This window comes from Bradyrhizobium denitrificans (assembly GCF_013179005.1).
GTDB lineage: Bacteria > Pseudomonadota > Alphaproteobacteria > Rhizobiales > Xanthobacteraceae > Bradyrhizobium > Bradyrhizobium denitrificans.
The window spans coordinates 388087-412605 of sequence record NZ_JABFDP010000001.1; the positions used below are offsets into that span (position 1 = coordinate 388087).

Here is a 24519-nt window from a genome sequence, read left to right on the forward strand (position 1 = left end):
ACAGGCGGGAGAACGCGATGGATCGGCTCAAGGGCAAGGTGGCGATGGTGGTGGGCGCCGGCTCGATCGGACCGGGCTGGGGCAACGGCAAGGCGACCGCGGTGACCTTCGCGCGGCAGGGCGCGAAAGTGTTCTGCGTCGACCGCAACGGAGACGCGGCGGCGGGGACGGCGTCGATCATTTCAGGCGAAGGCGGTCAGGCCGAGGCGTTCACCGCCGACGTGTCGAAAGCTGCCGAGGTCGAGGCCATGGTGAAGGCTTGCCTTGCAGCCTTTGGCCGCATCGACGTGCTCGACAACAATGTCGGGATCGCCGAGATGGGCAGCGTCGTCGATGTCGAGGAGGCTGAGTGGGACCGCGTCTTCGCGGTCAATCTCAAGAGCGCTTACCTTGCCATGAAGCACGTCATTCCCGTGATGATCGGCCAGGGCGGCGGCTCGATCATCAACATCTCCTCGGTGGCCTCGATCCGGCAGGTCGGCATTTCCTATGTCAGCTACGGCGCGAGCAAGGCGGCGATGAACCAGATGACGCGCACCACCGCGGTCGAGTTCGCGCCGAAGCATGTCCGTGTGAATGCGATCCTGCCCGGGCTGATGAAGACGCCGATGGTCGAACATTCCGCCGGCCTCGCCGCGAGCTACGCCAAGGGCGACGTCGAGGAGATGTGGAGGAAGCGCGACGCACAGGTGCCGATGGGGCATATGGGCGACGCCTTCGACGTCGCCAACGCCGCCCTGTTCCTCGCCTCCGACGAATCGCGCTACGTCACGGGGATCACGCTGGTCGTCGACGGCGGACTGACCTGCCGGAGCTGATCTTTCGATAGCTCCTCCGTCATTGCGAGCGAAGCGAGGCCATCCAGGGCATCCGCGGAGCCCTGGATTGCTTCGTCGCCTTCGGCTCCTCGCAATGACGAGCGTTGATCGGCTGCGCTACTGCGCCATCGCCAGGATACTGCCGCCGATCGCATGCCACGTCGACGTCATGCTGATCGGCCAGTTCAGGAGCTTCACCGCGATCAGCGCAAGGCCGCCATAGACATAGACCGGATGAACCCGTCCGAATGTGCGGCGATCGTAGATGATGGCGACGACGAGCAGCAGATAGGCAACGAAGGCTGGCGGGATGGTCACGAACACCGGCGGCGGGCCGAGCGGGCCGGGCGGTGCCAGGAAGGTCAGAAACCAGCGCGCCACCGCGGCATCGAGCAGCGAGATGCCCGCGAGCAGCATCAGCCGCTTGTGCGTTTCCGGCCGCCGCGCCTGCATCACCGCGAGCGCGAACACGACCGCGAAGAACGCAATGCCGCTGAGCGGCACGATGGCAAAGGCGATGCCTTCATTGCCCTGTCCGATCGCGGCGGACCGCTTCATGGCCTCCACCGCAACGAGGAAGCCGAAGATCGTCATCGCCGTGGCGAGCGACACGCCGAAAATGCCGAGCGAGCGGTGCCATGCCTTGCGTCCCGAAGCGGCCAGCCCGCTCTGGAACGTGAAGTACAGGGTCCAGGTGAAGAACAGGAAGCCGTGGAAGTGAACCACGGGCGCGCCGGAGAACGAACCGCGCGCCAGCGGCAGCCAGTAGGTCGGTGCAAAGCCGAGAAACGCCGTGGCCATGCAGGCCAGGGACATGTTGAAATAAAAAGAGCGCGCAGGGGACGCGATGGCGCCGCGTGCGCGCGAATGGTCTGTCATGATAGTCATGGAGGTTGAGTCTGCGTGCGGCGCGACAGGTTCAAACGCGGATCGTCATGACGGGCTGGCCTGATCCGCTGCGCCCTCGCAGGAACTTGCGAAATCATCAGGCGCATGTCAGTTGCCTGTTCGCGGCAAATCGGAATGCGGCCGCAGGCCGTCTGTGCGACGCGTGAAGGACTATCGTACCGAAACGGTGTCTGTATAGTTGAGCAGCCCGCGGGATCAATGAGGCTCCGCCCGCGATGTCTGGATGATATATGCGATGAGAAAAGCAGCTGCTCTGTCCGGATCCGCCTGGCGATGTGCCGTTAGTTGCCGCGCAGATGTGAGGCGTCTGGTTGCGCTCGTCGGCTTGGCAATGCTGCTGACCTCGCCGCTTCATGCGATCGGCGCGGCCGAACCCGGCAAGGAGCCGGTGGTGGACCCCGGTGCCTGCATGGCTGCATCGGAGGCGCATGACGCCGACAAGGTGCTGACAGAATGCGGCGCGTTGATCGATAATGCCAAGGCGGCTCGGGCCGATCGTATCAACGCGCTGATCGCGAGGGCATCGATCTTCATCACCAAGGGCGAGCCGGATCGCGCCATCGCCGATTACGACGTCGCGCTGCAGCTGGATCCGACGCTCGCCGACATCCTGAATGCGCGTGGCGAGCTGTATCGCAAGAAGGGCAACCGCCCGAAAGCCCTGGCTGACTTCGCCGCCGCGCTGCGGCTCAATCCGGATCATGCCAGCGCCCGCAGCAACTATCATGCGCTCGCCATTGAGCTCGAGCGTCTCGGCGCCCAGCTGGCTGTGGCCGGCCGGCCGAGCTTCAACTGCGCGACGGCGCGCCGTGCGGTCGAGAAGGCGATCTGCGCCGATCCCGAGCTTGCCAATCTCGATCGCGAGATCGACGGCGCGCAGACACGGATCATGCGCGAAGCTGTGCAGCCGGCCGCGGCACGGGCCCTGCAGCAAGAGCAGGACGCATTCATCGCCCGCCGCAATGTCGGCTTCGGCCGACCCGGCTACGACCTCAAGAAGGAGATGCAGGATCGCCTGCGACGATTGAACGGCGTCGACGGCTATTGACCAGCGGCCGGAGCAGCGCGATTTCATCGCCGAGCGGAACGCGCGGTTCGGCAAGCCCGGCTACGACCTTCGTCTAGCCCTGCAGCGCCGTTTGGACACGCTGCGCGACACAGCGCATGGATCCGTGCCAGAAAATGGCCGGTACCACAGTGGCTCCTGATCTGGATCAATTCATGACGGCTTGAACTGTCGCTTTGTCCCGGACAATAGTCGGGAATAAACACAGATCTTGGGGAAACGTCATGAGCGCTGCGAGCCGCTATCACGAGGTCCATGCCAGGTCGGTGCGGGACCCGGAGGGATTCTGGGCCGAGGCCGCCCGCGCGATCGACTGGATCGAGCCGGCCAAAAAGATCTTCGATCCCTCGAGCGGCGCCTATGGCCGCTGGTTTGCCGGCGCCGTCGTCAACACCTGCTATAACGCGCTCGATCGCCACGTCGCCGCCGGTCGCGGCGAGCAGTTGGCGCTGATCCATGATTCGCCGCTCACCAACTCTGTCACCCGGCTCACTTATGCCGAGATGCTGAAGGAGGTGCAGACGCTGGCTGCGATCATGCAGGATTTCGGGGTGGCCAAGGGCGATCGCGTCATCCTCTATATGCCGATGGTGCCGGAGGCGATGGTCGCGATGCTCGCTTGCGCGCGCATCGGCGCGGTGCATTCGGTGGTGTTCGGCGGCTTCGCGGCGAAGGAGCTTGCGACCCGCATCGATGACGCCACCCCGAAGCTCGTGTTGTCGGCGAGTTGCGGCATCGAGCCGGGCCGCATCGTGCAGTACAAGCCGCTGCTCGACCAGGCGATCGAGCTTGCGGACAAGCGGCCGCAGGCCTGCATCATCCTGCAGCGGCCCGAGCATGTCTGCGAGCTCAAGCCCGGCCGCGATTATGATTGGGCGGCGCTGCGCAAATCCGCGCTTGCCAATGGCAAGCTCGCGCCTTGCGTGCCCGTGCTCGCGACCGATCCCCTCTACATTCTGTACACGTCCGGCACGACCGGCAAGCCGAAAGGCGTGGTGCGCGACAATGGCGGGCACCTGGTCGCGTTGAAATGGTCGATGGAGAATCTCTACGGCATCAAGCCGGGCGAGGTGTGGTGGTGCGGCTCCGACATCGGCTGGGTGGTCGGCCACAGCTACATCATCTACGGCCCGCTGATCCATGGCGCGACCTCGGTGATGTATGAGGGCAAGCCGGTCGGCACGCCCGATGCCGGCGCATTCTGGCGCGTCATCAGCGACCACAAGGCGGTCGCGCTGTTCACCGCGCCCACGGCCTTCCGAGCCATCCGCAAGGAGGATCCCGAAGGCACCTTGCTGCGCAAATACGATCTGTCGCAGTTCCGCACGCTGTTTCTGGCCGGCGAGCGCGCCGACCCGCCGACGGTGGAATGGGCCGAGCAGCAGCTCAAAGTGCCGGTGATCGATCATTGGTGGCAGACCGAGACCGGCTGGTGCATCGCCGGTAATCCGGTCGGCCTTGGCCTGCTGCCGGTCAAGCACGGCTCGCCGACCGTGCCGATGCCGGGCTATCAGGTTGACATCGTCGACGAGGCGGCGAAGCCCGTGCCCGCCAACACCATGGGCTCGATCGTGATCAAGCTGCCGATGCCGCCGGGCTGCCTGCCGACGCTGTGGCAGCAGGAGGATCGCTTCAAGGAGTCCTATCTCAGCGAGTTCCCCGGCTACTACAAGACCTCCGACGCCGGCTACAAGGACGAGGACGGCTATGTCTTCGTCATGGGCCGGACCGACGACATCATCAATGTCGCCGGCCACCGGCTTTCGACCGGCGGCATGGAGGAGATCCTGGCCTCGCATCCCGATGTCGCCGAATGCGCCGTGCTCGGCATCAAGGACGCGATCAAGGGCGAGGTGCCCTGCGGCTTCATCGTGCTCAAGGCCGGCGTCTCGCGCAGCCCGTCGCAGATCGAAAAGGAGATCGTGGCGCTGGTGCGCGACAAGCTCGGCCCGGTCGCGGCGTTCAAGCTCGCGATCACCGTCGGCCGGCTGCCGAAGACGCGCTCCGGCAAGATCCTGCGCGGCACGATCAAGAAGATCGCCGACGGCGAGCAATGGAGCATGCCGGCCACGATCGAGGATCCCAAGGTGCTCGAGGAGATCGGAGAGGCGCTGAAGAGCCGGGTCTAGCGTCGTTCTTTGCGGCCCATCGAGACGCCCGCCTCCGGCGGGCTCCTGAGGGTGAGGAACAAAGTCGTACCCAGAACATGAACCATGCGATGCTGTGTCGGCGCGCCGGCCATGGCCGGAAACGCCGCATGCGGCGATGCTCTGGTATGGCCTGGCGTAGGATGCGCCTCGACATACGCGCCCCCGGACTTGACCCGGGCGTCCATTGTCGTCAAGCAACGGCTTCGCCTGATTGACGAGAATGGAACGTTCGATGCGACAGACCTCTGCCCGTTTGGCCCTGGTGTTGATGGCCGCGCTGGCGCTTGCCGGCTGTGCCGCCCGCAATCAGGGGGCTGCGGTGGCGCTCGGCAATGACGACGACGATGCGGTCTGCCAGGCCGGCGGCAAGGTTGCGCCCGGCTCGGCCGAATATGTCGCCTGCCGCAAGGACCGCGACGTGCAGCGGCAGCGGGCCGAGGCGCGCGCCGATCGCCGGCAGCGCGATCTCGGCGAATACATGCTGAATCATCCCGACCGGCGCTGAGCGTGACTGCAAGCGCCTCTCATGGCGCGTGACATCGGTGCAACAGTCGTGCGACTTCGGCGCTGCAACCGCACCGATTGATCGAGATCAAATCCAATCGAATGTCATCCCGCCACATCTGTGGCCACAACGCGCGGTTATGAGCGCGCAAGTGTAGCTCAAGCGTGGCTATGGGGACCTCGATGAACAGAACATTCAAATTTTCGTCGTCGCTGCTGGTGCTGGCGGCGGTCTGCGGAGCGATGGGCTCGGCGCAAGCAGCGGACCTGCAGGCGGCGCCGGTCTACACCAAGGCGCCAGTGGTCGAGGCCTGGAATCCCTGGATGATCCGCGTCCGCGCCCTCGGCGTGCTGCCGGACGCGGGCGGCTCCACCGTGAACGTCACCGGCGTGCCCGCGCTGTCGTCGCCGAATTCCGGCCTGAAGATCTCCAACCAGGTCGTGCCGGAACTCGACATCAGCTACTTCTTCACCAAGAACATCGCGGCCGAGCTGATCCTCGGCGTCACCCGTCATTCGATCAGCGGCACCGGCACGCTGGACGGACTGAATATCGGCAAGGCCTGGCTGCTGCCGCCGACGCTCACGCTGCAATACCACTTCACCGATTTCGGTGCCTTCAAGCCCTATATCGGCGCCGGCGTGAACTACACGGTGTTCTTCAACCAGAGCGCTTCGAACCAGGTGTTCAATGGTCTTGCAGTGACCAACCTGCATATCTCGAACCAATGGGGCGCCGCTGTCCAGTTCGGCTTCGACTACATGCTCGACAAGCATTGGGGCCTGAACGTCGACGTCAAGAAGCTGTGGCTGCAGCCGAACTACTCGGCCACCGTCAACGGCGCCATTCCGATCACTGGCCGCGCCAACATCGATCCCTGGCTGGTCGGCGCCGGCGTCACCTACAAGTTCTGATTTGTCGCGTTCCTCCCAAGACTGCCATGGCGCCGGCATTCCCGGCGCCATTTTTTTTGGAGGAATTGCGCACGCGGCACCGGGACGCCTCCGCGTGATGTCCGAAACGGGCAGGCGGCCCGTTCGGGGGGCTCATCGAATTCGGTAGTTATGGATCCCGGATCTGCGCCCACCGCCGCTGCGCGTCGATGGGCTTGTCCGGGACGACACCGGGGATGGTCCCGCGCACCGGTGTCCGGATCGAGATCGAGAGCAGATCGAGCCGGGGACGGTGGGCGGCCGTCCTACTCCTCGTCCTCGTCGGGCTTCTTGCCGCCGATGGTCTTGAGCTTGGCGAACACGGCGTCGACGTTGAGATCGTCCTGATCGCGGCCCTCCGGCTCGTATTCGTCCTTGCGGGTGGTTTCGGAGGCCGGCAGCAGGGTGGCGCCGCTGTAATTGGCGTCGAGCGGCCGTTCCTTGGCGGCGCGCTGCACTTCGAAGTCGAGCTCGATCTGCGAGCACAGGCCGAGCGTCACCGGGTCCATCGGCGTCAGGGTCTGCGCATTCCAATGGGTGCGGTCACGCACGCTGGCGATGGTGGTCTTGGTGGTGCCGACCAGCCGCATGATCTGCGCATCCTTGAGCTCGGGATGGTTCCGCACCAGCCAGAGGATCGCGCTCGGGCGCTCATGGCGGCGCGACACCGGGGTGTAGCGTGGCCCCTTGCGCTTGGGCTGCGGCGGCAGCACGACTTTGCTTTCCTGCAATCTCAGGCGGTAATTCGGGTCACGCTCGCCCTTTTCGATCTCTTCGCGGGTAAGCTGGCCGGTCGAGATCGGGTCCATGCCCTTGATGCCCTGGGCCGCGTCGCCGTCGGCGATCGCGCGCACCTCCAGCGGGTGCATCTTGGTAAAATCGGCGACCTGGTCGAAGGTCAAAGCGGTATTGTCGACCAGCCACACGGCAGTTGCCTTCGGCATCAGCGGGGCGTTGCTCATGGCAAATCTCCTTTGTGCTCCGCCCCGGCCCTGGAGGCGAAACCTACGGTCATCGGCGATGACGGGAATTGGCCCTATATAAGCCGTCCGGGGGGCGGCGCGCAATGGCCTGACGAAAACGGCCTTGACAGCGCTCGAAAGCAGTCCCAAGTCCTACCCAAACAAGTTCTAGCGCAAAGCCGTGACGTCTCGGCCGCCCCCGCCTGTCGGCCCTGGGGTGATCCGGTCGCCGCACAAGCCGCACAGATCAGGCCCGAAGATCAGCCCATGGCAGCCAAACCAGACCTCAAAATCGTGCTTTGCTCGCCGCGCGGCTTCTGCGCCGGCGTCGTGCGCGCCATCGACACCGTGGAGCGGGCGCTCGCCATCTATGGCGCCCCGGTCTATGTCCGCCACGAGATCGTGCACAATAAATACGTCGTCGACAGCCTGAAGACCAAGGGCGCCATTTTCGTCGAGGAACTGGCCGAGATCCCCGACAATACCAATGCACCGGTGGTATTTTCGGCCCATGGCGTGCCGAAATCGGTTCCGGCCGAGGCCCAGGCGCGCAATTTCTTCTCCCTGGACGCGACCTGCCCGCTGGTGACCAAGGTCCATCGCGAGGCGGCGATCCACTTCAAGCGCGGCCGCGAGATCCTGCTGATCGGCCATTCGCACCATCCGGAGGTGGTCGGCACGGTCGGCCAGCTGCCGCCCGGGGCCGTGACCCTGATCGAGACCGCCGAGGACGCCGCGACCTTCACCCCGAAGGACCCGAACAACCTCGCTTTTGTCACCCAGACCACGCTGTCGATCGACGACACGGCCGACATCGTGTCGGTGCTCAAGGGGCGCTTCCCGAACATCTCGGGCCCGCACAAGGAAGACATCTGCTACGCCACCACCAACCGCCAGCTGGCGGTCAAGAAGGTGGCCCCGGTGGTCGACGCCCTGATCGTGGTCGGCGCGCCGAACTCATCGAACTCGCAGCGCCTGCGCGAGGTCGCCGAGCGCGAGGGCTGCCCGATTGCGGTGCTGGCCCAGCGCGCCTCCGATATCGACTGGGCGCGCTTCGAAGGCATCAAGAGCCTCGGCATCACCGCCGGCGCCTCGGCGCCCGAGGTGATCGTCGAAGAGATCATGGGCGCCTTTGCCGAGCGCTACGTGCTCCATGTCGAGACGGTCTCGGCGGCGGAAGAGAACGAATTCTTCCCGCTGCCGCGCTCGCTGCGGCCGGAAGCGGCGGCCGAATAGGCGCGTTGCGGGCGGTCGTTGTTTTCCGTCCGCGGCGCGGCGCATCGGTCTTGAACGCGGCGCGTGCATGCGCGATGAAGGGCGCAACGGGCCTCCCTGGTCTCGAAGTTCGCATCGGGGGAGGCGGGTGCGGGCGAACTTCGACAATCAGGATAGGGTATGGCGGTCTATACCGACGTCGCCGCCGACGAGCTCGCGGACTTTCTCAAGACCTACGACATCGGCGAACTGCTCTCCTACAAGGGCATCGCCGAAGGCGTCGAGAACTCGAACTTCCTGCTCCACACCACCAAGGGCTATTTCATCCTCACGCTCTATGAAAAGCGCGTGGCGGTGGACGATCTGCCGTACTTCCTGGGGCTGATGGCGCATCTGGCGGAGCGCGGCGTCAGCTGTCCGCAGCCGGCGCGCAACCGCGACGGCGCCGTCTACTCGACGCTGTCCGGCCGGCCGGCGGCGATCATCAACTTCCTCGAAGGCCTATGGCCGCGCAAGCCGAACGTCGCGCATTGCGCCGGCGTCGGCACGGCGCTGGCGCGGATGCATCTGGCGGGACGCGACTTCCCGCTGGTACGCAAGAATCCGCTCTCGGTGTCGGGATGGATGTCGCTGTTCGCCCAGGCCGCCGACCGCGCCGACACCGTGCAGGCCGGCCTGTCCGCGCTGCTGTCGGCCGAGCTCGACGTGCTCGCGCGCAGCTGGCCGACGGATCTGCCGGAGGGCGTCATCCATGCCGATTTGTTTCCGGACAACGTGTTCTTCCTCGGCGACCAGCTCTCGGGCCTGATCGACTTCCCATTCTCCTGCAACGACATCCTCGCCTATGACGTCGCGATCTGCCTGAACGCGTGGTGCTTCGAGGCCGATCATTCGCTCAACGTCACCAAGGCCCGCGCCTTCTTCCATGCCTATGGACGCGAGCGGCCGCTGTCGCAGGCCGAGCTCGCGGCGCTGCCGCTGCTGGCGCGCGGCGCCGCGATCCGCTTCCTGCTGACGCGGCTGGTGGACTGGCTCAACGTGCCGGCGGGCGCGCTGGTGAAGCCGAAGGATCCGCTCGAATATGTCCGCAAGCTGCGCTTCCACCAGGCGGTGACGAGCGTGCGCGATTACGGCCTGGACGGCTCGGGAGCGACGGCATGAGCGAGCTTCCCACCGTCAGCATCTACACCGACGGCGCCTGCTCGGGAAATCCCGGGCCCGGCGGCTGGGGCGCGATCCTGCGCTTTGGCGACAAGGAAAAAGAGCTCAAGGGCGGCGAGCCGCACACCACCAACAACCGCATGGAGCTGATGGCCGCGATCTCGGCGCTCGAGGCGCTGAAGAAGTCATGCCAGGTCGAGCTCTACACCGACAGCCAGTATGTGCGGCAGGGCATTACCGGCTGGATCCACGGCTGGAAACGCAACGGCTGGAAGACCGCCGACAAGAAGCCGGTCAAGAACGCCGAGCTGTGGCAGCGGCTCGATGCCGCGCTGAAGCCGCACAAGGTCAACTGGCACTGGGTCAAGGGCCACGCCGGCCACGCCGAGAACGAGCGCGCCGATCAATTGGCCCGCGACGGCGTGGCGATGGCCAGGCTGCAGAAGAACGTGCGCGGCTGATTGTTAGTTGGGCGGCGCTATCGGCTCACAGCAGCTCATTGCGACACGCCCATCAGTCGTCGCGACAAGCCCAACTGTCATCGCCCGGCTTGACCGGGCGATCCAGTGGTCACTGACAGTCGTGTTCAACCGAAACGCTGCGGCGTACGGGATTCCCCGCCTCCGCGGGGAATGACCGTGGTTGGAGGGGCGGCTCGCCCCCCAGTCTGATAGCCGTGCCCTTACAGCTGCCCGAGCAGCGTGTCGCCGCCGGAGACCTCGACCTTGCCGGGGGCGGCTTCGAGGTTGAGCTTGGTGACCACGCCGTCCTCGACCAGCATCGAATAGCGCTTGGAGCGAATGCCGAGCCCGTGGCCGGAGGCGTCGAGCTCCATGCCGATCGCCTTGGTGAAGTCGGCATTGCCGTCGGCCAGGAACACGGCCTCGTCGCGCTGGTCGGTGTCGCGCTTCCAGGCATTCATCACGAAGGCGTCGTTGACCGAGATGATCGCGATGGTGTCGACGCCCTTGCCCTTCAGGGCATAGGCGTTGAGGAAGATGCTGGGCAGATGCATCTTGTGGCAGGTGCCGGTATAAGCGCCGGGCACCGCGAACAGCGCGACCTTCTTGCCCTTGAAGATGTCGTCGGTGGTTTTGACCTGCGGGCCTTCCTCGGTCATGACGCGGAACTGGGCCTGTGGCAGCTTTTCGCCTACCTGAATGGTCATTTGAGTAACTCCTTCCCCTGGATGTGGCTTGTGACGCGTCTGGAGACGTGTCTTGCGCTTGGCGCGCTACACTATTCGGCGGGCCAGAAACGGCAACGGCCCGCCCCGATCACGTATCCGTCATCGCACAGCCGCCGGCCCGGCGCTACGGCCTCACGCCGCCGCCGCCGGATTCTTCTTTTCGTCACGCAGCTCGCGGCGCAGGATCTTGCCGACATTGGTCTTCGGCAGCTCCGTCCTGAACTCGATCTGCTTCGGCACCTTGTAGTTCGTCAATTGCGCGTGGCAATGCTTGACGATGTCCTCGGCCGTGAGGGCGGGGTCCTTCTTGACGACGAACGCCTTGACGACCTCTCCGGTCTTTTCGTCGGGCAGGCCGATCACCGCGGTCTCGAGCACGCCCGGATGGGTCGCGATCACTTCCTCGACCTCGTTCGGATAGACGTTGAAGCCGGAGACCAGGATCATGTCCTTCTTGCGATCGACGATCTTGATCGAGCCGTCCGCGGCCATGATGCCGATGTCGCCGGTGCGGAAGAAGCCGTCCGCCGTCATCACCTTGGCGGTTTCATCAGGACGATTCCAATAGCCGGCCATCACCTGCGGACCCTTCGCACAGATCTCGCCGGCCTGTCCCAGCGGCACCTCGTTGCCGTCGTCGTCACGGATCGAGAGCCAGGTCGAGGGCAGCGGCAGGCCGATCGTGCCGGTGAACTCGGTCGAGGTCGGCAGGTTGCAGGTCAGGACCGGCGCGGTCTCCGACAGGCCGTAGCCTTCGGCGATGCTGCAGCCCGTCACCTGCTTCCACTGCTCGGCCACCGGACGCTGCACGGCCATGCCGCCGCCATTGGAGACCTTGAGCTTGGAGAAGTCGAGCTTCCGGAAGTCAGGGTGATGCAGCAGGCCGTTATAGAGCGTGTTGACGGCCGGGAAATTGTTGACCTGATACTTCATCAGCTCCTTGATGAAGCCGGGAATGTCGCGCGGATTGGGGATCAGGAGATTGGCGCCGCCGGCGCGCACCGCGAGCAGGAAGCAGCAGGTCAGCGCAAAGATGTGATAGAGCGGCAGCGCGCAGACGATCAGCAGCTGATCGACATGCGGTGGCCGCTCCATCACCGGCTGCAGCCAGGCGTCGTTTTGCAGCACGTTGGCGACCACGTTGCGGTGAAGCAATGTGGCGCCCTTCGAGACGCCGGTGGTGCCGCCGGTATATTGCAGGAAGGCGACGTCGTCGGGACCGATCACGGGCTTCTGAAACCGCTTGCTGCGGCCGGCGGCGAGCGCATCGTTGAACGGCACCGCGCCGGGCAGCGAAAAGGCCGGCACCATCTTCTTCAGCCGGCGGACGACGAGATTGACGATCACGCCCTTGAAGCCGAGCAGGTCGCCCATGCTGGCGATGATGATGTTCTTGACCTTTGTCTGGCCGACCACCTGCTGCACCGTGTGGGCGAAATTCTCCAGCACGATGATCGCCTCGGCGCCGGAGTCCTTGAGCTGATGCTCGAGCTCGCGCGGCGTATACAGCGGGTTGACATTGACGACGGCATAGCCGGCCCGCAGCACGCCTGAGATCGCGATCGGATATTGCAGCACGTTGGGCATCATCAGCGCGACCCGCGCGCCCTTGGCAAGTCCGAGCCCCTGCAGATAGGCGCCCATCGCCACCGACATGTCGTCGAGCTCGCGATAGCTGATCGCCTTGTCCATGCAGATGAAGGCGCGGCGGTCGGCGAATGTCTTGAAGCTCTCTTCCAGCAGTTCGACCAGCGACTGGTATTTGCTGGGATCGATATCGGCGGGAACGCCGGCCGGGTAGTGCTTGAGCCAGATGCGCTCCATGAACCTTCCTCTCTGATCGTCTCTTATGGTCGCTTGATGTTGGTCGCGTGATGCGTCCGCGCCCCGGTCGCGCCGGGGCATTTGGCGGCCAATATCTAATCTCCGGCCGGGCAAGGCAAGCCGGCCGAAGTATCGACGAAAGAGGCAGAGAGCGGGGCTATCGTGGCCGGGCCAAGGCCGGCTGTGCCCCGCGCGCGATCAGCCGTCCTTTGGCGCCGGCTTGCCGTCGCTCTTCGGCTTGGCGGCGGCCTTGGGCTTCGCCGGCTTGGATGCCGCCTCCGAGGCGGGCTTTTCCGCCGCTTTTGCGCCGGACTCGTGCTTGGACGCGGCGTGGTGTGCGGCTGCCGGCTTGGCGTCGGACACTTTTGCATCCCGCTTCGCTCCGGCTTTCGCTCCCGTATCACCCTTGGAATCCGATTTGGAATCGGCCCTGGCGGCGGTCCGGGTCGTGGACTTCGCCTCCTTCCCGGCGGCGACATGCGCCTTCTTGCCGCGGCGCTTGGGCGGGGTCTGGGCGTCGGCATCGGCCGCGACGGCTGCGATCAGGGCCGCGCCGGTACGCGTCGGTCCGGTATAGACCACAACCGGTTCGGACGGGGCAGGGGCCGCGGCCAGGATCTCCGACGGCTTCAGCGCGGGGGCCTGCAGCCCGGCCAGCAGAGTCCCGCCCGTGGTCTCGCCCTCGCCGCCGGCCACCGTCTCCTCGTCGTCATCGCTTGCGGGCCGGTGCCGCTTGCCGCCGCACATGTCGTCGCGCAGGTTGGGCGGGGTGGCATCGACCGGCACCAGCTGCTCGACATTGCCGAGCGGCGCCTTCAGCCAGCCGAGCTGGTTGCCGTTGAAGCCGCGGTCGAGCATCTGGATGGCGCGCACGCCGCGCATCTGCCCCGACGAGGCGCCGAGCACGACGGCGATCAGGCGCTTGCCGTTGCGGGTGGCCGATGCGACCAGATTGTAGCCGGAGGCGCAGATGAAGCCGGTCTTGAAGCCGTCGGCGCCCGGATAGCGGCCGATCAGCCGGTTGAAGTTCTGCACTACGCGACGGCCGTAGCGGATCGACGGGATGTGCACGAAATATTCGTATTCCGGCAGGTCGCGGATGATGGCGCGGGCGAGGATCGCGAGGTCGCGGGCCGAGGTGATCTGGCCATCGGCCGGCAGGCCGTTCGGATTGACGTAGCTCGTCTGCGTCATGCCGAGCTTCTGCGCGGTCTCGTTCATCATCGCCGAGAAGCCGTCGATCGAGCCGCCGACGCCCTCCGCCAGCACCACCGCCATGTCGTTGGCGGACTTCACCAGCATCATCTTCAGCGCGTTGTCGACGGTAAGCTGCGTGCCCGGCCGGTATCCCATCTTCGACGGCGATTGCGCTGCTGCGGTGGGCGATACCGTCACCAGCGTGTCGAGCGAGAGCTTGCCCTCCTTCACCGCCTTCAGCGTCACATAGGCTGTCATCAGCTTGGTGACGGAAGCCGGATACCACGGATAGGTCGCGTTCTGCGCCTCCAGCACCTTGCCGGTATCGGCTTCGACGAGCAGCAGCGCCTCTGCGTTGGCCAAGCGAGGCGCAACTACGAGAGCGGCGGCGAGAGCGATGATCTTGATCGGCGCGTAGCGGAACAACAGGCGAAGCGTCTGCACTGGTCTGGTCCGGTCCTTTGAGAACCCGCCTCGCGCTGCGAGGTGGGCAAACGGGCTTTCGGGTTTCAAGCGTGTCCGGCGCCGCTTCGGTCGCGGCAGGTCGCGAACCTATACCGGCTCGACGCTCCAGAACAGAGGCGAGCTATTCAATTCCACGATGAAAGCGTCCCGCGATCAGGCCTTGACGGTGGGGCCGTCGCTCGCACTCGCACCAAGCGCGGAGCGTGCGCTTTCTTGCACCATGAATTGGGCCTTGGCGAGTTCCGCGAAGTGACAGCCCTGGGCGACGAGTTCATCGAACGTTCCGCTTTCGATCACGCGTCCGTTCTCGAACACCAGGATTCGCGTCGCCTTGCGAATGGTCGAAAGCCGGTGCGCGATGACGAAAGTGGTGCGGTCCTTCATCACCTCGTCGAGCGCCGCGTTGAGCTTGGCCTCAGTCACGGCATCGAGCGCCGAGGTCGCCTCGTCGAGAATCAGGATGGGCGGATCCTTCAACAGCGCACGCGCAATCGACAGCCGCTGGCGCTCGCCGCCCGAGAGCATGCGGCCACGCTCGCCGGCATTGGTATCGAAGCCCTGCTCGGCGCGGTCGATGAAGTCGAGCGCCTGGGCGCGGGCGGCCGCGCTGCGCAGCTCCTCGTCCGTCGCGTCGGGCTTGCCGACCAGCAGGTTTTCGCGGATCGAGCGGTTGAACAGCAGCGCCTCCTGGAACACGACGCCGATGTTCCGGCGCAATGCCGCCAGCTTGAGGCCACGCACATCCATGCCGTCGATCTTGATGAAGCCGGATTGCGGATCGAAGGCGCGATGCAGCAGCGCGATCGCGGTCGATTTGCCGGCGCCTGTCGGGCCGACCAGCGCGATGGTCTGGCCGGGCAGCGCGGTGAAGGTGAGGTCCTCGACCGCCGGGCGCTTGCCGTCATAGGAGAACGAGACGTCGTTGAACTCGACAAGGCCCGACAGGCGACCGACATCGATCGCGTCCGGACGGTCACGCACCGCCGGCACGGCGTCGAGCACGGTGAAGAATTCCGCCAGCCGCGGCGCCTCCATGAACACGTTGTTGATGAATGACACGACCTGCTCGAGCTTCTGGATCAGCATGGTCGCGAACGACACGAACATCACGATTTCGCCCACCGAGCTCAGCCCGGCCTGATGCAGCGCGATGCCGAGCGTGAAGATCGCGAGCACGGTGATGGTGGTGGAGGCACGGGTGATCACCGTCACCAGCGCCCACCAGCCGAGCACGGGCATCTGCACCGACAGCAATTGTCCGGCGACGCTGCGCAGGCCCTGCACCTCGGCGTCGATGCGCACGAAGCTCTGCACCAGCGCGACATTGCCGAGCGCGTCGGAGGCGCGGGCCGACAGGTTGCTGTAGTGCTCCTCGACCTCGCTCTGCATGCCATAGGTCTTGCGCACGACCAGCGTCGTCAGCACCGTGAAGACGACGCAGAGCACGAACAGCAGGATCGCGAGCCGCCAGTTGAGATACAATGACAGCGGCAGCAGCACGATCACCGACATGATCGCGGCAAAATGCTCGCGGAAGAACGACAGCCATAGATGCCATAGCGCGTCGGTGCCGTTGATCATGACCTTCATCAGCCGCCCCGAATGCGTGCCCGAGTGGAAGGTCAGCGGCAGCTGCAGGATGTGCTCGAAATAGCTCGTCAGCACGGCGTGGCGCTGGCGATGGGCGAGCCGGTCAGCCTGCAGCGCGACCCAGGCGCTGGCGAGAATCGTGAACAGGCCGAAGCCGGCCCAGGCTGCGAGCAGCGGCCATGCGGTGGTGGTGGAGGCGCTGCCCGACAGCGAATCGACAATGCGTCCGAACAGCACCGGTTCGGCGAACTGCGCCACCGCGAGCGCGAGGTTGGCGACCGCCAGAAACCAGCCGAGCCTCGCCTCCTTGCCAAGCAGGTGGAGCACGCGGGCGTAGATGCGGAGCAGGGACATGGGCGGAGCGCTTCGTGAGCAGAGGTGGAATCACCGCCGGCCGGCGGCGCGCGATGTTAGCAAGGGATCGGCAATCGCGGCGAGCGCTCAATTGACCAGGCGGCTGTCGGTGGGCGGCAGGAAGCGGTCGTCGAAGATCTCGCCCGGCAGCGGGCGCTTGTGAAATTTGCCGTCCTCGGCAAGCTGGTCGAGGGCGCGCTCGAACCTGGCGGGGTCGATGCCGCCGATGCCGTCGCGGCGCACGTCGGATGTCAGCACATTGTCGGCGAGCACGGCCTGCAGCCGTTCGAGCTCGAGGTCTTGCGAGCCATCCTCCATGCGGCTCACCACGTCAGCGGCTGCAGCCGCAGGGTCCTTGATCGCGAGTTGGAGACCTTCGGTCAGCGCCCGCAGCATGCCTTTCACGGCCTCCGGCTGCCTTGCTGCAAAGCCGGGATTGACGATCACCGCGTGGCCATAGGCCTCGCACCCATAGTCTGCGAAGCGCAGCACCGCGAGATCGGCGGCGGGCACGCCGCGGTCGCGCAGATTGATCGCCGACAGATACGAGAAGCCGCTGACGGCATCGACCTGGCCCGCGGACAGGATCGGCTCGCGCACCGCGGCGCCGACCCGCGACAGCTTCACGCTGTCGGGCTTGAGATGGTTGTGCCGCGCGACCGCCGGCCAGAGCCGGATCGAGAGGTCGCCCTCGGCGACACCGATCGTCTTGCCCTCGATATCGCTGAGCCCGTTGATGCCCCGGCTCTTGCGCGCGATCAGCGCATAGGGCGCCTTGTTGAACAGCACGAAGACGGCTTTGACCGTCTGGCTGCCGGCGCCGTCGCGATAGCGGATCAGTTCGTTGATGTCGGCAAGCGCCATGTCGGCGTCGCCTGACGCCACGCGCGCAATCGCGTCGGGCGAGCCTTTGGCCGTGGTCATCGTCAGCGCCACGCCCACGGTGCTGAACAGCCCGCGGCTTGCCGCAAGGACCAGCGGCGCCATGCTGCCATCGAGCGGACGATCCAGCGCGAACATGACGGCGACCGCCCGCTTGGGCTCCTCGGCCGCGGCGTACTGCTGTGACAGCCATGCAGGGACAAACGCCGTGACAAGCGCGAGGGTAAGCAGGAAAGCGGGTCGTCGCATACGCATCAGCTCACGCCGGTATTCGCAGGCCGCACCGGACTGTCTCGCCGGTATTCACGTCGCTTCGCCGGACTGCTGATGTGTCAATTTCGTGACGTGTCGCTCCGGCCGGCGGCGCCTGATCATGTCGGATCGAATCTGAACGGTCCATGAGCAAGCCCTGCGGCGTTTTGCGGCTTCGACTCATGGTTTCGAGAGGGGAACTGTGGACCCACATAATGAGTTGGTTTGCGAGATTTCGATCGCACGGAGAATCCACATGATCGCACAGCGCGGAAATGTTTCACGCTTCGGCCGTGCTACCGTCCTGGCGACGGTGGCGGCGGTCACTTTGACGGCCGTTCAGCCGACGCTCGCCTTCGCCGGATCGGCGCCGGGCGAGAAGGGCGTCGTCGCCAAGACCGCCAGCGACGGCGGGCTGACCGATATCAGCGCGCGCCGGCGGCATTATCGTGGCAATGGCGGCGCAGCTGCCGCTGCGGCCTTCGCCGGCATCGTCGGCACGGGTCTGGCGATCGCCGCGGCCCAGAACCGCCGCTCCTATTACGAGGACCACTATTATTACGGCCGCCCGGCCTATTACGGCTACCAGCCGGGTTATCAGTATTACGGCGGCGGCCCCTATTACGGTGGCTATGGTGGCGGCTATTATCATCACCCCCATTGGTGATGTCGGATCGATTGATGCGATCCGCCGGCTCTGGCCGGCGGATTTTTTCATGCTCGTGGCAAACGTTAATATACGGGCCATCGATTTTAACTAGTGTGGCGCGATGACTGATTCGATCGACCGGCTCTATCGCGCTGTGCTGGCGGCCAGGGATCTGGATCCGGCGCGCTCGCGCACGGCCAAGCTGATGCAGCAGGGCACCGGCAAAATGGCCAAGAAGCTCGCGGAGGAGGCCATCGAGGTCGCGATCGATGCAGTCGGCGGCGACGCCCAGGCCGTGGTGCGGGAAAGCGCCGACCTGATCTACAATCTGACGGTGCTGTGGGCCGAACTCGACGTCCGGCCGGAGGATGTCTGGGCAGAGATGGAGCGGCGTGAACGGCTGCTCGGGATCGCCGAGAAGCTGCCGAAATCGCCGGTGAAGGTTGCCAGGACGGCGCCGGGACGGGTGCCGGAGCGACCGATCGTCGCGGTGGAAGGCCGGACGATCCGCAAGCGGCATTAGAGCCAGTCCGCAAGAGGCGGTCCGAGGCGCGGATCGGATCAGCACATCGGCCATAGACAAAAGCTGCCCGGTTTGCTTCATCGCGGACCATGCTCAGACGTATCTATGATTGGTGTATCGACGCCGCGCACAAGCCGCATGCCCTCTGGATCATGGCTGCGGTCGCCTTCGCCGAAAGCTCGTTCTTTCCGGTGCCGCCGGATGTGATGCTGATTCCGATGTCGCTGGCCAAGCCGCAGCGCGCCTGGCTGTTCGCCGGCGTCTGCACCGCGGCCTCGGTGGCGGGCGGTTTGGTCGGCTACGCCATCGGCGCACTCCTCTACGATTCGCTCGGCCAGTGGCTGATCCATCTCTACGGCCTCGGCGACAAGGTCGAGACCTTCCGTGCCTCTTATGCCGAATGGGGCGCGGTCATCATTCTGCTGAAGGGGCTGACGCCGATCCCCTACAAGCTCGTCACGATCACGTCAGGCTTCGCGGGCTATAACCTGTTCCTGTTTGTGTTGTTCTCGATCGTGGCGCGTGGCGGCCGCTTCTTCATCGCTGCGATCCTGCTGAACCGCTATGGCGAATGGATCAAGGTGCACATCGAGAAGCATCTCGGCCTGTGGGTGGCGCTCGGCGCGGCCGTGCTGGTCGCGGGCTTTGTCGTCGCGATCAAACTGATCTGATGCGATCGGGGCCGCTCGCCGCCGCCACGCTGCTGCTTGGTGTTGTGCTGCCGGGCATCGCGCTTTCGGCCCTGGCCTGGACTCCGTCGGCTTTGGCTCAGTCAGCTTTGGCTCAGTCGGCGCCTGCAGCCGGTTTGCGCGAGCCGCCTCCGCCGTCGCCAACGCCCTCAGCCGAGCCCGCGCCGCCGCCGTCCAACCCCGGCCTGGTCGAAGAGCTCGGCAAGCTGTTCGACAAGATGTCGATCATTCCGCTCAAGCCCTCGGCGGATGCGCCCGTCACGCCACCCGCCTCGGCGAGCGATCAGGTCGGCGCTCCCGGCGATCAGGCTGCGCCGCCGGCGCCGCAGGCGGTCCCGAACGGCGACGCTGGCACGGCAGGCGTCCTGAAAGAGACCGGCGATGCGCTGTCACGGCTCGCCAAGCCCTCGAGCATGGTCTCGGGCCGGGCGGCCTGTCCGATGGCCGCCAACGGCACGCCGGATTGCAAGCTCGGCGCCGACCGGCTCTGCCAAAGCAAGGGCCACAAGGAAGGCAAGAGTCTCAACACCGATTCCGCAGAGACCTGCTCGGCCAAGGTGCTGATCCCCGGCCGGCAGCGCAAGCCGGGCGACTGCCGAACCGATACGTTCGTCACCTCGGCGTTGTGCCAATAGACCTCAGCGCGCCGTCTCGCGGTCTGTCAGCGCCTCAACGCAAGACCCCCCACGGGCTTTTCCGGTCCCTCTGCGAGCGAATTGCCATCACGGCATGATGTCGGGCATGCTCGCCATCACGAGCGTCTCCGTATTTCACAACGAGGAATTCCCATCCATGTCCATGCCCGCCTTGTTCAAGGGGCGCCTGTCGATCCCCGTGATCGGCTCGCCATTGTTCATCATCTCCGTGCCCGACCTGGTGATCGCGCAGTGCAAGGCCGGCGTGGTCGGGTCATTCCCTGCGCTGAACGCGCGGCCGGCGGCGCTGCTCGACGAATGGCTGGCGCGCATCACCGAGGAGCTCGCCGCCTATGACCGCGCGCATCCGGAACGTCCCTCGGCGCCGTTCGCGGTCAATCAGATCGTGCACCGCTCCAACAACCGGCTCGAGCAGGATCTGGCGCTGTGCGAGAAGTACAAGGTGCCGATGATGATCACCTCGCTCGGCGCGCGCGAGGAGCTCAATCAGGCGGCGCATCGCTGGGGCGGCATCGTCTTCCACGATGTGATCAACCAGACCTTCGCCCACAAGGCGATCGAGAAGGGCGCCGACGGCCTGATCCTGGTCGCGGCCGGCGCCGGCGGCCATGCCGGCACCATCTCGCCGTTCGCCTTCGTCGCGGAGACGCGCAGCTGGTTCGATGGACCGATCGCGTTGTCCGGTGCGATTGCCAATGGCCGCGCCATCCGCGCCGCGCGTGTGCTGGGCGCCGACTTCGCCTATATCGGCTCCGCCTTCATCGCCACCAAGGAAGCGAACGCGGTGGAAGGCTACAAGCAGATGATCACCAGTTCGGGCGCCGACGATATCGTCTATTCGAACCTGTTCACCGGCGTGCATGGCAACTACCTGAAGCCGTCGATCGTCGCCGCCGGGCTTGATCCCGACAATCTGCCGACCTCGGACCCGTCGAAGATGAGCTTCGGCACCGATGCCTCGGGCGAGCGCGCCAAGCCGAAGGCCTGGAAGGAGATCTGGGGCTCGGGCCAGGGCATCGGCGCCATCAAGGACGTCCTCCCGGCCGCCGAGCTGATCGCCCGTTTCAAGAAGGAATATGACGAGGCGATCGACCCGCCGCTCTAAGTTGGTAGAATGAAAAAGGCGCGGCAACCTCGGTTGCCGCGCCTTGTCTCGAAGATCCGTCCGAGCCGACGGCTATTCCAGCTCGATCGCCTGGAACTTGCCGCGGTCGTCGAGCGCCGTGCCCCAGATCTTGTGCGAGGCCTGGTGTTCGGCGCGGCCGAAGCCGAGCTTGGCGCCGAGGCCCAGATCGATGTTCTGCAGGTTCTCCAGCGTGTCGATCAGCGCCTCGGTGTCGAGCTGCGGACCGACCTTGCGCAGCGCCTGGATCAGCACGTTGGCGGCGACATAGCCCTCGAACGAGACGTAGGACGGCGCTTCGCCCGGGAAGTACTTCTCCAGCGCGCCCTTGTACTCGAGCACGGCGCTGGAATAGCCGCCCACCGCAGGCACCACCTGGGTGACGATGACGCCGCTGGCGTAGCGCGGACCGAGCAGCATCAGCTCGTCGGACAGCTCGGTCGACCCCACGAACGACACGTTGGTGTAGATCATGTTCGGGTACAGATCGCGCGTCTTCTCGATGAACTTCGCGGCAGCCCGGTAGGTCGCGACCATCACGATCGCCTTGGGCGGGTTCTTCATCGCGCGGAGCTGGTTGACGGCCTCGTCGACGTCGACCGTGTTGCGCTTGTAGTTGAAGCGCACGATCGAGGTGTCGGCCAGGCCGAGCGAGCGGAACGCCTTGGCGACGCCGGAGAAGCCCGCATCACCATAGGAGTCCTGCTGCGCAAACACCGCGATGTCGCGCGGCTGCAGGCGGCGCAGTTTCACGAGATAACGGACGACGGTGTCGGTCTCTTCCGCGTAGCTGGCGCGGTAGTTGAACACGTAACGATCCGGCGGATCGTTGCGCAGGATGTTGGCGCCCGTGAACGCACCGTAGAACAGAACCCGGCGCTGCAGCGCGTAGGGCATCGCGACGGCAGAGGTCGGCGTGCCGACATTGCCGATGAAGCCGAACACCTTGTCCTTTTCGTAGAGTTGCTTCATCGCGTCCAGGGTCCGCGAGGGCTCATAGCCGTCATCGGCCGAATACAGCCGCAGCGAGCGGCCGGCGACTCCACCCGTGTCGTTGGCGCGGTTGAAGGCGGCCTCGATGCCCATCTTCATCTGGCGGCCGAGCTCCTTGGCGGCACCCGAGAATGGCGCAGCGATGCCGAAGCGGATCTCGTTGGCGGTGACGCCCTGAACGTTGCTGGTCGACGCCGGAGGCAGGGTCGTCGTCGGCGCAGTCGCGGCGACGGCTGCAGACGGAGCGATCACCCCGGCGAGGCTGGTGGCGGTCTGGCTCGGCGCGGTCTGCCCGAGCGAGCGCTCGAGCTCGGCGAGTTGACGACCGGCGGCATTGCAGTCGGTCTGAGCTGCTCCCACGCGGTTGCGGCCATCCGCGACATAGCCGTTGAACACGCGAGTGAGTTCGTCCCGATCCGAGCCGCCCGTCGAGGCCTCGCGGATCACCTCGCGAAACTTGTCGACAATGGCCTGAACGCGGCCTTGGTCGATCGCCTGACAGGCGGATGCTGCTCCCACGATCGGCCCGACCCGGCTCGCAAGATTACGCACCACATCCGCATTGGTGCCCGCCGCGCTGGCGGGCGTTGCGAGCAATGCCGCAACCAAGAACACGCTAGAACGAAAGCTCATTGCCACTATCCCACTATGGACCCCATCCAGGTCTTTCGCCTGGTGAATTTGACGCTTTGTCTACGACGGAGGAGACTATGACCGCCACCATGCACAGACTAGCCTTTCCCAATAGCATGACCATTTCGGTAACCCGGCACGGCTATCTCGGATCATGCTTTAGAACCTGCTAATGCGTCGCTTTCAACCAGTTCTTTATGCTTAGTCATTTTCAGTCATATCTATTCAAGTTCGATCGGCTGGTACGTGCCGGTTTCGTCCAGCGTAGTGCCCCAGATCTTGTGTGACGCCTGGTGCTCTGCGCGTCCGAACGCGAGCGGCGTGCCGAGGCCGAGATCAAGGCTGCGCATCGATTCGAGCGTGTCGACCAGTCGTTCAGTGTCCAGCGGATTGGTCTGCTTCAACGCCTGGATCAGGATGGTCGCCGCGATATAGCCTTCCAGCGACGTGTAGTCGGGGGCTTCGCCCGCCGCGTATTTGGCCAGCGCATTCTTGTAGTCGAGCACGAGGCTCGAATAGCCTGAAACGGCCGGCACGCCCTGCGTCACGATGACGCCATTGGTGAAGCGCGGGCCGAGCAGCTTCAGCTCGGTTGCAAGCGACGTCGATCCAACCGCGGATACGTTGGCGTAGATGAGGCCAGGGATCGCATCGCGTGTCTTTTCGATGAACTTCGCGGCAGCGCGATCGGTCGCAACCATGATCACCGCCTTGATCTGCGGTTTGTAGGCCTTGATCTGGTTGACCGCCTCGTCGACGTCGACGCTCGCCCGTGGATAGGTGAAGCGCGCCACGGGGTCGGCGATGTTCAGCTGGCGATAGGCCTTCGCGACGCCGGCAAAGCCGTCGTCGCCGAACGGATCCTGCTGCTGGAACACCGCGATCTGTCGCGGCGGAATCCGCTTCATCTTCACCAGATAGCGCACCAAGGCGGCCGTCTCCTCGGCGTAGCTGGCGCGATAGTTGAAGACATAGCGGTCCGGCGGATCGCGCCGGACCACGGCCGCGCCGCTGTTCGGGGCGAAGTACAGCGCGCGCCGCTCCAGCGCGTACGGGATCGCCACCTGCGAGTTCGCCGTGCCGATATTGCCGATGAAGCCGAACACCTGCTCCTTCTCATAGAGCTGCGTCATCGCCGCCAGCGTTTTGTTCGGGTCATAGCCGTCATCGGCGGCGATGAGGCGAAGCTGCCGGCCGCCGACACCGCCGGCCTCGTTGGCGCGCGCAAAGGCGGTCTCGATGCCGAGCTTCATCTGCCGTCCGGTCTCCTTGCGGATGCCGGAGAACGGCATGACGATTCCCAGCCGGATTTCCCGATCGGTGACGCCGCGGACCGGCGATGCGGTGACCGCGCCGGTCGTGGCCGTCGGTGCGTTGACTGGCGGGGAGCCTGCAGTCGTGGCCGGCCCGCTCTCGATCAATGACCGCTCCAGCTCGGCCAATTGTCGCTCGGCGGTGCTGCAGTTCGCCGCTGACGGGCCGCCGCGGCTGCGGCCCTCGGCGATGTAGCCGTTGAAGGCGCGTGTCAGCTGATCGCGTTCGCCATCATTGCTGGAAGCCTGGCGGATGGCTTCGCGGAATTTTTCGACGATGATCTGGACGCGGCCCTCCGCGATGTCCGGACAGGTCGAGGCCCGCCCGACAATCGGTCCCACCCGGCCGGCTAGATCCCGTACAACGTCGGGGGCGGCCGCAAAGGCGTAGCTGAGGGGAGCCCCGAACAGGCTCCCGATGATCAACGCGGACCAACGAACGGTCATCGAACTATCTATCCACTTGCAC

The 24519-nt window shown here is 65.3% G+C and carries 22 protein-coding genes; 13 read left to right on the plus strand and 9 right to left on the minus strand.

Annotated features, from left to right (window positions below; all coding sequences use genetic code 11):
* Positions 1-17: 17 nt before the first annotated feature.
* A complete protein-coding gene (locus tag HL671_RS01635) occupies positions 18-818 on the plus strand; it encodes an SDR family NAD(P)-dependent oxidoreductase (protein ID WP_172235401.1) in 801 nt (266 codons plus the stop codon).
* Between the two features lie 117 nt (positions 819-935).
* Here HL671_RS01635 and HL671_RS01640 read toward each other — a convergent pair whose 3' ends face one another.
* Entirely contained in the window at positions 936-1706 is a 771-nt protein-coding gene (locus tag HL671_RS01640) for a hypothetical protein (protein ID WP_172235402.1), read from the minus strand.
* A gap of 352 nt (positions 1707-2058) precedes the next feature.
* On the opposite strand from HL671_RS01640, the gene HL671_RS01645 reads away from it, so the two are divergent.
* The 4 genes from HL671_RS01645 (at position 2059) to HL671_RS01660 (ending at position 6362) form a co-directional block, all read left to right on the plus strand.
* Complete coding sequence (locus tag HL671_RS01645; protein WP_012041246.1) at positions 2059-2775, plus strand: tetratricopeptide repeat protein; 717 nt, start codon at positions 2059-2061, stop codon at positions 2773-2775.
* Between the two features lie 242 nt (positions 2776-3017).
* Positions 3018-4922 (plus strand): propionyl-CoA synthetase, encoded by a 1905-nt coding sequence (locus HL671_RS01650; protein ID WP_172235403.1) that lies wholly within the window; start codon positions 3018-3020, stop codon positions 4920-4922.
* A gap of 253 nt (positions 4923-5175) precedes the next feature.
* Positions 5176-5448 carry a hypothetical protein gene (locus HL671_RS01655; RefSeq protein WP_041751219.1) on the plus strand — a complete coding sequence of 91 codons (273 nt, stop codon included), beginning with the start codon at positions 5176-5178 and terminating at the stop codon, positions 5446-5448.
* A gap of 182 nt (positions 5449-5630) precedes the next feature.
* On the plus strand, positions 5631-6362 hold the full coding sequence (locus HL671_RS01660; RefSeq protein WP_012041250.1) for an OmpW/AlkL family protein: 732 nt from the start codon (positions 5631-5633) through the stop codon (positions 6360-6362).
* Positions 6363-6646: 284 nt separating this feature from the next.
* Here HL671_RS01660 and HL671_RS01665 read toward each other — a convergent pair whose 3' ends face one another.
* Complete coding sequence (locus HL671_RS01665; RefSeq protein ID WP_012041251.1) at positions 6647-7342, minus strand: DUF1013 domain-containing protein; 696 nt, start codon at positions 7340-7342, stop codon at positions 6647-6649.
* Positions 7343-7609: 267 nt separating this feature from the next.
* Between HL671_RS01665 and ispH the strand changes: the two genes are divergently transcribed.
* The 3 genes from ispH to rnhA all read left to right on the plus strand — a co-directional run bounded on the left by ispH (position 7610) and on the right by rnhA (position 10179).
* On the plus strand, positions 7610-8578 hold the full coding sequence (gene ispH, locus HL671_RS01670; RefSeq protein ID WP_041750323.1) for a 4-hydroxy-3-methylbut-2-enyl diphosphate reductase: 969 nt from the start codon (positions 7610-7612) through the stop codon (positions 8576-8578).
* A gap of 159 nt (positions 8579-8737) precedes the next feature.
* Positions 8738-9718, plus strand: coding sequence for a homoserine kinase (locus tag HL671_RS01675; protein ID WP_012041253.1), 981 nt, complete (start codon positions 8738-8740; stop codon positions 9716-9718).
* Positions 9715-10179 (plus strand): ribonuclease HI, encoded by a 465-nt coding sequence (gene rnhA / locus HL671_RS01680; protein WP_012041254.1) that lies wholly within the window; start codon positions 9715-9717, stop codon positions 10177-10179. The genes HL671_RS01675 and rnhA overlap by 4 nt, the downstream gene beginning before the upstream one ends.
* 221 nt (positions 10180-10400) lie before the next feature.
* On the opposite strand, the gene HL671_RS01685 is transcribed toward rnhA, so the two are convergent.
* The 5 genes from HL671_RS01685 to HL671_RS01705 all read right to left on the minus strand — a co-directional run bounded on the left by HL671_RS01685 (position 10401) and on the right by HL671_RS01705 (position 17474).
* Positions 10401-10886 carry a peroxiredoxin gene (locus HL671_RS01685; RefSeq protein ID WP_041750324.1) on the minus strand — a complete coding sequence of 162 codons (486 nt, stop codon included), beginning with the start codon at positions 10884-10886 and terminating at the stop codon, positions 10401-10403.
* Between the two features lie 153 nt (positions 10887-11039).
* Positions 11040-12731, minus strand: coding sequence for a long-chain fatty acid--CoA ligase (locus tag HL671_RS01690; RefSeq protein ID WP_172235404.1), 1692 nt, complete (start codon positions 12729-12731; stop codon positions 11040-11042).
* Positions 12732-12929: 198 nt separating this feature from the next.
* Positions 12930-14372 carry a D-alanyl-D-alanine carboxypeptidase family protein gene (locus HL671_RS01695; RefSeq protein ID WP_172235405.1) on the minus strand — a complete coding sequence of 481 codons (1443 nt, stop codon included), beginning with the start codon at positions 14370-14372 and terminating at the stop codon, positions 12930-12932.
* A 174-nt stretch (positions 14373-14546) separates the two neighbouring features.
* Positions 14547-16337, minus strand: coding sequence for a glucan ABC transporter ATP-binding protein/ permease (locus tag HL671_RS01700; protein ID WP_172235406.1), 1791 nt, complete (start codon positions 16335-16337; stop codon positions 14547-14549).
* 87 nt (positions 16338-16424) lie between these two features.
* Positions 16425-17474 carry an ABC transporter substrate-binding protein gene (locus HL671_RS01705; RefSeq protein ID WP_012041259.1) on the minus strand — a complete coding sequence of 350 codons (1050 nt, stop codon included), beginning with the start codon at positions 17472-17474 and terminating at the stop codon, positions 16425-16427.
* Between the two features lie 253 nt (positions 17475-17727).
* On the opposite strand from HL671_RS01705, the gene HL671_RS01710 reads away from it, so the two are divergent.
* The 5 genes from HL671_RS01710 to HL671_RS01730 all read left to right on the plus strand — a co-directional run bounded on the left by HL671_RS01710 (position 17728) and on the right by HL671_RS01730 (position 21093).
* Positions 17728-18138, plus strand: a complete 411-nt coding sequence (locus tag HL671_RS01710) for a hypothetical protein (RefSeq protein WP_012041260.1) — start codon at positions 17728-17730, stop codon at positions 18136-18138.
* 103 nt (positions 18139-18241) lie between these two features.
* Positions 18242-18643, plus strand: coding sequence for a phosphoribosyl-ATP diphosphatase (gene hisE, locus HL671_RS01715; RefSeq protein WP_012041261.1), 402 nt, complete (start codon positions 18242-18244; stop codon positions 18641-18643).
* 89 nt (positions 18644-18732) lie between these two features.
* On the plus strand, positions 18733-19314 hold the full coding sequence (locus tag HL671_RS01720; protein WP_172235407.1) for a YqaA family protein: 582 nt from the start codon (positions 18733-18735) through the stop codon (positions 19312-19314).
* Positions 19314-19967 (plus strand): hypothetical protein, encoded by a 654-nt coding sequence (locus HL671_RS01725; protein ID WP_012041263.1) that lies wholly within the window; start codon positions 19314-19316, stop codon positions 19965-19967. The genes HL671_RS01720 and HL671_RS01725 overlap by 1 nt, the downstream gene beginning before the upstream one ends.
* A gap of 157 nt (positions 19968-20124) precedes the next feature.
* The gene (locus HL671_RS01730; RefSeq protein WP_012041264.1) at positions 20125-21093 is read left to right on the plus strand and encodes an NAD(P)H-dependent flavin oxidoreductase; all 969 of its coding nucleotides are present in this window, start codon (positions 20125-20127) and stop codon (positions 21091-21093) included.
* A gap of 72 nt (positions 21094-21165) precedes the next feature.
* Here the strand turns inward: HL671_RS01730 and HL671_RS01735 are convergent, their stop codons facing one another.
* Both HL671_RS01735 and HL671_RS01740 read right to left on the minus strand, forming a co-directional pair.
* Positions 21166-22737: an ABC transporter substrate-binding protein gene (locus HL671_RS01735; protein WP_244424328.1), complete on the minus strand. Its 1572-nt coding sequence runs from the start codon at positions 22735-22737 to the stop codon at positions 21166-21168.
* A 221-nt stretch (positions 22738-22958) separates the two neighbouring features.
* Complete coding sequence (locus HL671_RS01740) at positions 22959-24497, minus strand: ABC transporter substrate-binding protein (RefSeq protein WP_172235408.1); 1539 nt, start codon at positions 24495-24497, stop codon at positions 22959-22961.
* Positions 24498-24519: the final 22 nt, after the last annotated feature.